The organism is Corynebacterium crudilactis (assembly GCF_001643015.1).
GTDB lineage: Bacteria > Actinomycetota > Actinomycetes > Mycobacteriales > Mycobacteriaceae > Corynebacterium > Corynebacterium crudilactis.
In genome coordinates, this window is sequence record NZ_CP015622.1 from 353539 (window position 1) to 364742 (window position 11204).

Annotated in this window: 9 protein-coding genes; 6 read left to right on the forward strand and 3 right to left on the reverse strand. The window is 52.3% G+C overall.

Translation table 11 applies throughout. The features are described from left to right. The first annotated feature begins 61 nt into the window (after positions 1-61). Together ccrud_RS01670 and ccrud_RS01675 are read left to right on the forward strand one after the other, a co-directional pair. Complete coding sequence (locus ccrud_RS01670; RefSeq protein WP_066563970.1) at positions 62-1273, forward strand: MFS transporter; 1212 nt, start codon at positions 62-64, stop codon at positions 1271-1273. 21 nt (positions 1274-1294) lie between these two features. Beyond that, complete coding sequence (locus ccrud_RS01675) at positions 1295-2230, forward strand: GDP-mannose 4,6-dehydratase (protein WP_066563973.1); 936 nt, start codon at positions 1295-1297, stop codon at positions 2228-2230. A 413-nt stretch (positions 2231-2643) separates the two neighbouring features. Here ccrud_RS01675 and ccrud_RS01680 read toward each other — a convergent pair whose 3' ends face one another. After that, on the reverse strand, positions 2644-3009 hold the full coding sequence (locus ccrud_RS01680; RefSeq protein WP_066563975.1) for a DUF2304 domain-containing protein: 366 nt from the start codon (positions 3007-3009) through the stop codon (positions 2644-2646). Continuing rightward, positions 3006-3716 carry a glycosyltransferase family 2 protein gene (locus ccrud_RS01685; RefSeq protein ID WP_066569384.1) on the reverse strand — a complete coding sequence of 237 codons (711 nt, stop codon included), beginning with the start codon at positions 3714-3716 and terminating at the stop codon, positions 3006-3008. Before ccrud_RS01685 ends, ccrud_RS01680 begins: the two co-directional genes overlap by 4 nt. 79 nt (positions 3717-3795) lie before the next feature. Between ccrud_RS01685 and ccrud_RS01690 the strand changes: the two genes are divergently transcribed. The 3 genes from ccrud_RS01690 (at position 3796) to ccrud_RS01700 (ending at position 8103) form a co-directional block, all read left to right on the forward strand. After that, entirely contained in the window at positions 3796-4818 is a 1023-nt protein-coding gene (locus ccrud_RS01690) for a ribonuclease HI (RefSeq protein WP_066563976.1), read from the forward strand. A gap of 38 nt (positions 4819-4856) precedes the next feature. Then, a complete protein-coding gene (locus ccrud_RS01695; RefSeq protein ID WP_066563978.1) occupies positions 4857-5894 on the forward strand; it encodes a glycosyltransferase family 2 protein in 1038 nt (345 codons plus the stop codon). Positions 5895-6051: 157 nt separating this feature from the next. After that, the gene (locus ccrud_RS01700; RefSeq protein ID WP_066563979.1) at positions 6052-8103 is read left to right on the forward strand and encodes a bifunctional metallophosphatase/5'-nucleotidase; all 2052 of its coding nucleotides are present in this window, start codon (positions 6052-6054) and stop codon (positions 8101-8103) included. 1112 nt (positions 8104-9215) lie between these two features. Here the strand turns inward: ccrud_RS01700 and ccrud_RS01705 are convergent. Next, positions 9216-10277 carry an NAD(P)-dependent alcohol dehydrogenase gene (locus ccrud_RS01705; protein WP_066569387.1) on the reverse strand — a complete coding sequence of 354 codons (1062 nt, stop codon included), beginning with the start codon at positions 10275-10277 and terminating at the stop codon, positions 9216-9218. Between the two features lie 75 nt (positions 10278-10352). On the opposite strand from ccrud_RS01705, the gene ccrud_RS01710 reads away from it, so the two are divergent. After that, entirely contained in the window at positions 10353-11201 is an 849-nt protein-coding gene (locus tag ccrud_RS01710) for an AraC family transcriptional regulator (protein WP_066563981.1), read from the forward strand. The last annotated feature ends 3 nt before the right edge of the window (positions 11202-11204 follow it).

Sequence of the window (11204 nt, forward strand, 5' to 3'; positions counted from 1 at the left end):
CGGCCGTCCTATCTAGATTGGTCTGGCCAAATCCATTTTGTGAGATATAAAGGCGTTTAACATGTCTGACATGGTGGAGAACAAACGGGCACAACACAAAGTCTGGCTGACGGTTGCATTATCTATCTTCACCGTCGCATGGGGTGGCAATGAGTTCACCCCACTGCTGGTGTTCTACCGCGGTGAAGGATTTTTCAGTGATCTTTTCATCGATATGCTGCTGGTGTTCTATGCCATCGGCGTAGCTGTCGGCCTGCTAGCTGCAGGTCCCTTATCTGACCGCTACGGCAGACGTGCAGTCATGCTGCCTGCACCGTTGCTGGCTATGTTGGGGTCAACACTCATTGCCACAGGTGAAGAAATGGCACCGCTGATTGGCCTTGGGCGCGTGTTCTCTGGCATCGCGGTGGGCATGGTGATGACCGCCGGTGGTGCGTGGATTAAAGAACTCGCCACTCCTCGGTTTGAACCAGGAGTAAAGCCTAGCGCTGGTGCAAAACGAGCCTCAATGTCTCTCACCGGTGGTTTCGCGCTGGGTCCTGCTGTTGCTGGTGTGATGGCACAGTGGCTGCCATTACCTGGGCAATTGGCGTATATCGTGCACATTGTTCTTACTCTTGTGCTTTTGCCATTGCTGTTTACCGCACCGGAAACACGACAATCAGCACACCTAAAGACCAAAGGATCCTTCTGGGCAGATGTCTTGGTTCCCTCTGCGCTGTCACCACGTTTCCTCTTTGTTGTGGCACCTGTGGGACCATGGGTATTCGGCGCAGCATTCACCGCTTATGCAATTTTGCCAACACTTTTACGCGATATGGTTGCCGCGCCCATTGCCTATTCCGCACTGATTGCCTTGATCACGCTTGGCACCGGATTTGGTATCCAACAATTTGGGCCACAAATCATGGGTACTTCTAAAACTCGTGGACCTATCCTGGCAATGGTCGCCACTGTGGTTGGCATGGTTGGCGCGGTTATTGTCTCCTTGCATCCGCATCCGTGGTGGGCACTGCTTGTCTGTATGTTCCTCGGTCTGTCCTATGGCCTGTGCATGTTTATTGGACTGGCTGAAACACAAAATATTGCACCACCTGTAGATATGGCTGGACTCACCGGAATTTTCTACTGCCTTGCCTACTCCGGCATGGTTTTCCCCGCCATTATGACCTGGCTTAACCAGTGGCTCAGCTACCCAATTATGTTGGGATTCGGTGCCGCCATGGCCACGTTATGTTTGCTCATCGTGAGTTTTAGTACACGTAAAGTCTAAGAAAGAACTACAGTTGCTCCCATGCGCACAGTAGTAACCGGCGGTGCCGGCTTTATCGGATCCCATCTTGTTGACCTCCTAATCAAGGAAGGCCACGAAGTAGTTGTCATTGATAACCTCTCCCGTGGGCGCCTGGAAAACCTCACTGATGCGTTTGAGACTGGCAAACTTACCTTTGTTGAGGCTGACCTCTTGGAAGTAGATTTCAACGAGTTCCTCGGACAGTTCACCCCTGAGGTCATTTTCCACCTCGCGGCTCAGATTGATGTCCGCCACTCTGTGGTTGATCCTCTCCACGATGCCGAAACCAATATTTTATCCACCATCCGCATCGCTGATGCTGCTCGCCAACACGGTGTCCGCAAGGTGGTATTCACCTCTTCAGGCGGATCCATCTACGGCGAGCCTTCCGAATTCCCAGTCTCTGAAGCAGTGCCAGTAGATCCACACTCCCCATATGCAGCATCCAAGGTATCGGGCGAGATCTACCTCAACACCTTCCGCCACCTCTACGGCCTGGATTGCTCCCACATTGCTCCTGCAAATGTGTATGGCCCACGCCAGGACCCACATGGCGAAGCCGGAGTCGTGGCGATTTTCGCACAGCGTCTCCTTGACGGATCAGACACCAAGGTATTCGGCGACGGCGGCAACACCCGCGATTACGTCTACGTCGGAGATGTTGTCCGTGCCTTCTACCTGGCCTCCGGCGAAATCGGTGGGGGAGAGCGCTTCAACATTGGCACCTCAGTAGAAACCTCCGACCGCCAGCTCCACGCCCTTGTTGCCACTGCAGCCGCATCCAAGGATGACCCAGAATGTGCTCCTGCACGTCTAGGCGATGTCCCACGCAGCGCACTCAGCTTCGCCAAAGCAAAAAAAGTACTTGGTTGGGAACCAGAAGTAGATATCGCGCAAGGCGTTGCTAATACCGTGGAGTATTTCCGCACCCACTAGGTTTTGCCGAGGGCGGATGTGGGATGAGCGACTTCGCATATTCGACTTCTCACCAACGACTTCACTATGAAAATTACGAAAATCGTAGTGAAGTCGACTATGAGAAGTTGAATGTATGAAGTCGTTCCCGTGAAGTCGAACTGTAGGACTTCTGAAGCCTTGTCTGGGTGGGGGCTGCTCTTTTTAAGTTCGACTTCATAACAGCGACTTCATAACAGCGACTTCTCACCAACGACTTCACTATGAAAATTGCGAAAATCGTAGTGAAGTCGACTATGAGAAGTTGAATATGCGAAGTCGTTCCCGTGAAGTCGAACTTAAACTCCAGGACCCTCATAAAAATTAGGCCCCCAGGAAAACCCTGAAGGCCTAAAATCAACCACTAAAACCCAAAACCAATTACCAGAAGAAACCTAGTCCTTAACATTCTCTGGCAGCACAGCGTTTTGTAAAGCTACTGCGCGGGCGAGCTTTGAGTAGCGAAGTTCTTGTTCCCTAAACCGCACGTAGCTGGACAGTGTGGTGAACATGAATGCTACGACCAGGGCGTAGAGCATGAGGTCGGTGCCGCGGTCTACACCAACGAAATTAGCGATCGCGGTGAGATCATCGGGGCGGATGACTGCCCAGACTGCGGCGAAGATGAACACAACAAAGCCAATTTTGACCCACGCTTTGGCACGAGCCTTGCGGCGATTCCGAAGGAAGTACAGTGCAAGAGCAGCGGTGGCCAGCAGGAGCAGTATCTGAATGATGATTTGTGTGGTGGACTGCGTCATGGGAGTCTCCTTGCGAGGAAGCCGTCGGCCAGGATATTTACGCCGTTGATCAGGGATTGTCCCTTGCTCATGGAGTATTCGGTGTAGAGGATATCTACGGGTTCTTCGGAGATCCGCCAACCGCGTTCGGAGATTTGATCAACGATTTCCGATGCATGCGACATGCCGTTCATGCGGATATTGATCTCTTGCGCCACTTTTTGGTTGAACACGCGCAGACCATTGTGGGCATCTGTGAGCCCTAGCTTGCGGGTCTTTGGTGACAACATGACAACGATGCGCAGCACGATGCGTTTGATCATGGGCACCTGATCGCCTTCCTGGCGTGGGCGGCCAAAACGCGTGCCGACGATAATGTCCGCGTCCTCGGCACGGAGCCGGGAGACCATCTTCACAACGTCTTTGACCTGGTGCTGACCATCGGCATCGAAAGTAACAAAGTACTTTGCGCCAGGTTGCGCACGGGCATATTCAATACCAGTTTGGATCGCAGCGCCTTGGCCCAAGTTGACCGGATGATTAACCAGGTGTGCGCCCGCGGCATGAATTTCTTCCGCGGAGTTGTCTGGGGAGCCATCGTTGACCGCAACGATATTGGGGAATGTCTTGAGCGCGTTTTCAAGAACTTCTCGGATAACCGTCCCCTCGTTATAACAAGGTACGACTAACCATGTGTCTTTGAAGTCGCTGTTTTGTGATGCATCCATGATAGAAGTAGAGCCTAGTGCATGCGGGCCGATTTTCCTGTTAGGTGCTGCCGACGCCAGTGATGATAACTTGATTGTCATGAAATCCCTTGATCTTGAGCAGCTTGCCGGTACACAATCGCGCACGTATCAATCGCGCAAGATCACCGATGACATGATTGCCCGTCCAGTCCATGTGGCGATCGCGTTGTGGGAGGTGCCATGGGAATCTGCCGACTCGGGAAAAATTGAGGGTTGGGTGATCGCCGTTGACGCACCACGAGGGCGGTTTGTGCGCAGCGGACAAACTAAAAACGGCGATGTTGTGTCACGAACTGTGTCAATGTTGAAAGCAGCGTTGAAAGGGGTGCGCGGGAAGGCATGGCTTGTGACGGGGCGTCGACAAGCAGCTTTGCGCGCGGAATTGGTGCGCCAAAACTACCTGGTTACAGGGAGTTTCGCCGAGCAGAATAGAGCCGGCGTGAAAGCCTCGGCGATCTCGCGCCGCGCCGAACAAGCAGCCCTTTACAAGGCCAAAAAAATCGGCGAATTCGCCGAACGCGCACCACGCGTCAAAGAACGCCAAGAGGCACATTGGTGGCCACAATTTGCGCGCGCGGAAGGAGCACTAGGCGTTTTACGCTTAGCGACGGACGCCTCCACCGACGGCGTCTTCCGCGGAGCCATGTGCTTCGTAGCCTCAAACGGCGACTACCTTTTAGATACCCGCGACACCACTGCCAGCTCCGATGAACTAGAACTCGAAAGCATCACCCATGCCCTCCGCTACCTCAAAAAAATTGGTGCGAGCCAGGCACGAATAGAATCAGACAGCAAAGCAGCACTCGAAGCAATCGACTTCATCTTGGCCACTACTCCGCGCCGAGGCCGATGGCGCGGAATTACCGCACGTGCCCGTAACCATTTCAAAGAAGCCTGGGAAGAACTCGAAGGCGCCTGCACCGTGGAATTATCACGCGTCTTGGGGCATGCCGGCGATCCGCTGAATCAAGCCGCAGACCAAATCGCGTACATGGGAATGCGCGCCGTAATTTTCGAGCAAAAATCCGCACACCCAACGCTGCTTAAAGGAATTGAAAAAGCATTACACAAGGCGGGGTAGTGTGGGTGAGAGTCTTTTAGATAAATGAGGATTATTTGATGAGCAACAAACGTATCGGCGTGGTTATTGTTTCCTATGGCCACGAACAAGACGTTGCCAATTTGGTAGACACATTTGCAGACCAGCTAAAAGATGGTGACCGCGTGGTCGTCGTAGACAACCGCAAGCCGTGGGTGTTGAAAGACGCCGTCGGTGATCGCCTGGAAAAGCATGGTGTGGAGATCATCGACCACGACAACGGTGGCTTCGCCGCTGGTTGCAACGTGGGTGCTGCACGCATTGTGGATGATGTAGACCTACTGTTTTTCCTCAACCCGGACACTGTTATTGATGATCCAACGCTGTTTAATTCACTGCGCCGCGTCGATGAACAATGGGCGGCATTCATGCCCTACCTGCTGCTTCCTGATGGAACTGTTAATTCCGCAGGCAATGCGCTACACATCTCGGGGCTGTCCTGGGTAACCGGACTGGATGAAAAACCAGTGGAAGGCGAAGCAGAAGTTACCGATATTTCCATCGCTTCTGGCGCCTGCCTAGCCGTGCGCGTGGACTGGTGGAAGCGCCTGGGTGGCATGGAAGAAATGTACTTCATGTACCACGAGGACACGGATTTCTCTGCACGTTTATTGCTGGCAGGCGGGCGAATTGGACTCTTGCATTCCGCTTATGTCACCCACCACTATGACTACGCCAAAGGCGATTACAAGTGGATTTATATTGAACGCAACCGGCACGTGTTATTGCTAAGTGTCCTCCCACTTCCATTGCTGCTGGTGTTGCTGCCACAGATTCTGGGAGCAAACCTTGGGCTGTGGGCAATCGCTGCTAAAGAAAACCGAGTGGGACTCAAGATGAAGTCTCTGCGCCTCTTGCTGCGTGATGCGCCAGCAATTTTTAAACTGCGCAGTCGGACACAGAAGCTTGCCGAACTCACACCTTCGCAATACCTGAGCAAAATGGAATGGCGTCTAGACAATCCCAATCTTGGCGATATCGGATCCAATAAAATTGTTGCCACTGTCTATGGAACCTATTACAAGGTGTGTATGAGCATCCTGAAATTACTCGCATAATGCCCCCTATTGAGGGTGCTTAGTTAATTCCCGGTGCGGTGCGGGTGAACAATATTTAAATATTACCTTTCGCTAATGGAAAGCCCCAGCTCAGAGAAATTCTCATTGGATTTAATTGCTTCGTTAACTAAAACCAGGTTCTTTCCAGGAGAATTTAATGAAGAGGCTTTCCCGCGCAGCACTTGCTGTCGTCGCCACCACTGCCGTCAGCTTCGGCGTCATCGCAGCCCCTGCTTCTGCGCAGGAGAACAACGTTGAGCTGAACATCCTCGGTGTCACTGACTTCCACGGACACATTGAGCAAAACCTTGAAGATGGTGAAATGGGTGCAAGCGGACTCGCTTGCTATGTTGCATCCGAGCGTGCAGCAAACCCAAACACCAGCTTCGTCACTGTTGGTGACAACATTGGTGGCTCCCCATTCGTATCCTCCATCCTGAGGGACGCGCCAACCCTTGCGGCTTTGAGTGCAATGGGCGTTGATGCATCTGCACTGGGCAACCACGAGTTTGACCAGGGCTACGAAGACCTAGTCAACCGCGTCTCCCTAGATGGCACCGGCAGCGCAAAGTTTCCATACTTGGGTGCAAACGTTGAAGGCGGAGATCCTGCTCCAGCTAAATCTGAAATCGTTGAGCTTGATGGCGTGAAGATCGCCTACGTTGGTGCAGTAACTGAAGAAACCGCCACTCTGGTTTCTCCAGCAGGTATCGAAGGCATCACCTTCACCGGTGATATTGAAGCCATCAATGCTGAAGCAGATCGCGTTATTGAGGCTGGCGACGCAGATGTAGTGATCGCATTGATCCACGCAGAAGCAGCACCAACCGATCCATTCTCCAACAACGTTGACGTTGTTTTCTCCGGACACACCCACTTCCCTTATGTGGAATCTGGCGCAGCACGCGGCGATAAGCAGCCACTCGTAGTCATCCAGGGACATGAGTACGGCAAGGTTGTCTCCGATGTAGAGATCTCCTACGACCGCGAAGCTGGAAAGATCACCAACATTGAGGCACGCAACGTTTCTGCGGCTGATGTTATTGCAGGTTGTGAAACTCCAAATGAAGCAGTTGACGCAATTGTCGAGGCAGCCGTTGGCGCAGCTGAAGAAGCTGGCAACGAAGTTGTCACCACAATCGAGAACGGCTTCTACCGTGGAGCAAACGAAGAGGGCGCAACCGGCTCCAACCGTGGTGTCGAATCCTCACTAAGCAACCTCATTGCAGAAGCTGGTCTGTGGGCAGTCAATGACGCAACCAATCTGAACGCTGATATCGGAATCATGAACGCAGGCGGCGTCCGCGCTGACCTGGAAGCCGGCGAAGTAACCTTCGCAGAAGCTTATGCAACCCAGAACTTCTCTAACACCTACGGTGCTCGCGACCTTACCGGTGCTCAGTTCAAGAAAGCTCTTGAGCAGCAGTGGAAGGAGACTGGTGACCGCCCACGTCTAGCACTTGGCCTGTCCAACAACGTGCAGTATTCCTACGATGAGACCCGCGAATATGGCGATCGCATCACCCACATCACCATCAACGGTGCACCAATGGACATGGATGCCAGCTACCGCATCACCGGTTCTTCCTTCCTCATCGCAGGTGGTGACAGCTTCACCGCATTCGCTGAAGGCGGCCCAATCGCGGAGTCCGGATTCGTGGACATCGATCTGTTTAACCGCTACATCTCAGCTCACTCTGACGTAGAGGTTCGCGCAAACCAGTCCTCCGTAGGCATCAACCTCTCCGGAGCTGGCCTTGCAGAAGATGGCACTCTCATTGCAGGTGAAGAACTGACTGTTGACCTCTCCTCACTGTCCTACACTGGACCAGAGGCCAAGCCAACCTCCGTTAAGGTCACTGTTGGTTCCGAGTCTAAGACTGCTGAAGTAGACACCACCATCGTTCCTCAGATAGACAGCACCGGTACCGCATCCGTAACCCTGACTGTTCCTGCAGGAGCAACATCTGTTGACATTGAAACCGACAACGGCACCACCTTCTCCCTGCCAGTTACCGTTGAAGGTGACGACAACGGCAACGGTGATGACAATGCGGATGATCAGGCTTCCGGTTCTTCCGCTGGATCCCTCGTAGCAGTTCTCGGTGTACTTGGTGCGCTGGGTGGCCTGCTTGGATTCTTCTTGAACTCCGCGCAGGGTGCTCCATTCATGGCACAGCTACAGGCAACTCTTGCTCAGTTCATGTAAAAAGTACGTAATTCAGTAAGAGGCCGGGCCTCACCTTTGGGATTCATTTCCTTTGGTGGGGCCCGGTCTTAGCATTAGATAAAGGATCTTTGTTGCCACAGTGAGAATGCGATGGATTTCTAGATAATTTTTCATATAGAGCCCAGGGGCTCTCCTTCTCACATGAGTGGAGAAAGTATACGGCAATCAAAGTGATGCGGGAGGCAGCAATGATGCTGCATTAGTCAGAATCTAGTTTCTGAAATTCTTGGTAGCGCTAGATTGCTTTCAATTCGATTTATCAAATAATTTCTGAGATAGATTTTGGACCCTAAATCAGTAATAAAATGAGGTACAGTACTAGGCATAAGTCACCGGCCCCCTCTGAACCAGATCGTGAGATCAAGTAAGGGGTCGGTTTTCTAATTCTTGTGGTGTTTTGAAGTGTACAAAGCGAAACAAGAGGTCACTGTCCTCCACTGGATCCCTCGTAGCAGTTCTCGGGTGTACTCAGTGGGTTGCTTGGATTCTTCCTGAACCGTGCAGAGTGCTTCATTCATGGCGCAGCTATAAGGAAATGATTATTCAGGTCGTGTAGAAGTTAGTACTTATCCTCATAGCTAGGAGCATTCTTGAAAAGAGATCTACTCTACGAAGTGGTCTGAACAGCCTTAATATTTTTGATGATTGCATCGGGAATATTTTAGTGAATGAGATAGAGACCATCCCCACCTAGGCGGGGAGAACGCTCTGTATGTGGTGAGCCCTGCGGTTCCATCGGGACCATCCCCACGTGAGCGGGGAGAACCAAAAAGCTGATTCGGTCTGTCGCCCGGCTTAGGGACCATCCCCACGTGAGCGGGGAGAACACTAATTAATCAGCAGATATTTTGGGTCCAAAGGTCATTTTACATCACTTTGATTTTGAATCTGTTGCTTACTATTCCATCAATAAATAAGAATGATTCCAAATTTCATCCGCCGAATAATAGATCCCAAAAGCAGCGCCAGAAAAGCGGCGCCGGAATAGTCTGTACAACCCACGTAACCGGCACCGCCCAAAGTAACTCCCAAAGCCAAAGCTAGGGGCCAAAACTAACTCCAGGCCCCTAGCTCCACTCAAGAAGTAAAAACTAAACCGCTTCAGCCTCTGCAAATGAAGCTGTGTCAATGACAACGCGGAACTGCACATCGCCAGCAACAACGCGGTCATAAGCTGCGTCGACATCGTTGATGCCGATGGTTTCGATCATGGCGCCGAGGCCGTGCTGTGCGCAGAAATCGAGCATTTCTTGGGTTTCACGGATGCCGCCGATATTGGATCCGGTAAGTACCTTGCTGCCGGAGATGAGGTTGCCGAAGCCGACTGATTGCTGCTCTGGTGGGAGACCAACAACAGCCATGACACCTTGTGGTTTGAGCAGTCCGAGGTACTTGTTGACTGGGATTGATGCGCTAATGGTGTTGAGGATGAAGTCGAATTCTCCGGCGTGCTCTTCGAAGAAGCTGTCGTCAGCAGTTGCGAGGGTTCGGGCTGCGCCTAGTTCCTTGGCGAGTTCTGCCTTGCGCAGGGATCGTGAAAGTACGGTGACGTCTGCGCCCTTTGCTGCAGCGATTTGGACACCCATGTGGCCGAGGCCGCCGAGGCCCATGACGGCTACTTTGTCTCCTTCTTTAACGTTCCAGCGTGCGATTGGGGAGTAGCTGGTGATACCTGCGCAGAGCAGTGGTGCGGCCACTGCAAAATCAATTTCCTCTGGAATACTGCAGAGGAATCGTTCGTTGACCACGACTTTTTCAGCGTAGCCACCTTGGGTGATGGAGCCGTCGACATCGTCGGAGTTGTAGGTTCCTACGTTGCCGCGGAGGCAGTAGTTTTCAAATCCGGCAACGCACTGTTCGCATTCGCCACAAGAGTTCACCATGCAGCCGACGCCAACGCGGTCGCCAACTTTCCACTTGGTTACGCCTGTTCCAACGGCAGAGACCACACCTGCGATTTCGTGGCCTACTGTGAGTGGGAAATGTGCCTCGCCCCATTCGTTGCGGATGGTGTGGATATCGCTGTGGCAGATGCCGGCAGCTTTGATATCAATAACCACATCATCTGCGCGTGGGTCGCGGCGTTCGATGATCTTGACCTCGAAAGGTGCATCGGGGCCGGTTTTCTGAAGTGCTTTTACTGGGATACTCACCCGCGCCATGGTACCGATTTTTCTTGGTCAGAAAAGATCAAGAAGCAAAACATCAACGAAATTAGGGTTGTGCATATGTTGGAACTGAATCGGATTATTCAAGAGATTGAGGATGATCTGGAAGTGGACGTCGATAAGCTGGCGCGTCGTGCGCTGACCACCGAGTATCATCTGCGAAAAATGTTTGGCACCCTGGCCGGGATGTCGCTTGCGGAGTACATCCGCAATCGGCGCCTGACGCTGGCGGCGGCGGATTTAAAAGCCGGGCAGGCGGTGCTCGACGTCGCGATTAAGTACGGTTATGCCTCTTCCGAGGCCTTCGCGCGCGCTTTTCGACGTTTCCATGCGGTCAATCCTTCCCAGGCCCGTTCAGATTCCATCATGCTCAGTTCTCAGCCACGGCTGAGATTTCATATTCATGTTAAAGGAGTGACAGATTTGCGATACCGCATTATAGAAAAAGAAGCCTTCTATCTCACAGGATTTCATACCCAAGTGCAGTTGGTATTTAAGGGAGATAACCAGGGCATTGTTGATTTTGAGAAGTCTTTAGGCAAGGATCTCAAAGCTCGGTTGCTATCTCTTAATGACATTGAGCCCAAAGGTGCGCTTTCAATTAGCGATGAGATAGAAAACCAGCAGGCAGAAGGATCAACGCTGGATTATTGGCATGCAGTGGCCACGAGTAACCCTTCGAAAGAATTCGAATCCATGGAGGTTCCAGCTGGAACCTGGGTGATGTTTGAATCCGAGGGAGCATTTCCGGAAAGCATCCAGCAAATGTGGGCGGATGCAGCTACGGAATGGTTCCCCGCGAACCCATATTCATGGGCGCCGGGGCCGCAGCTGCTGCACACGGAATATTCGGAGGATTTTTCCACCGCATCGGCGCAATTATGGTTGCCGATTACGCGGAATAGTTAATTT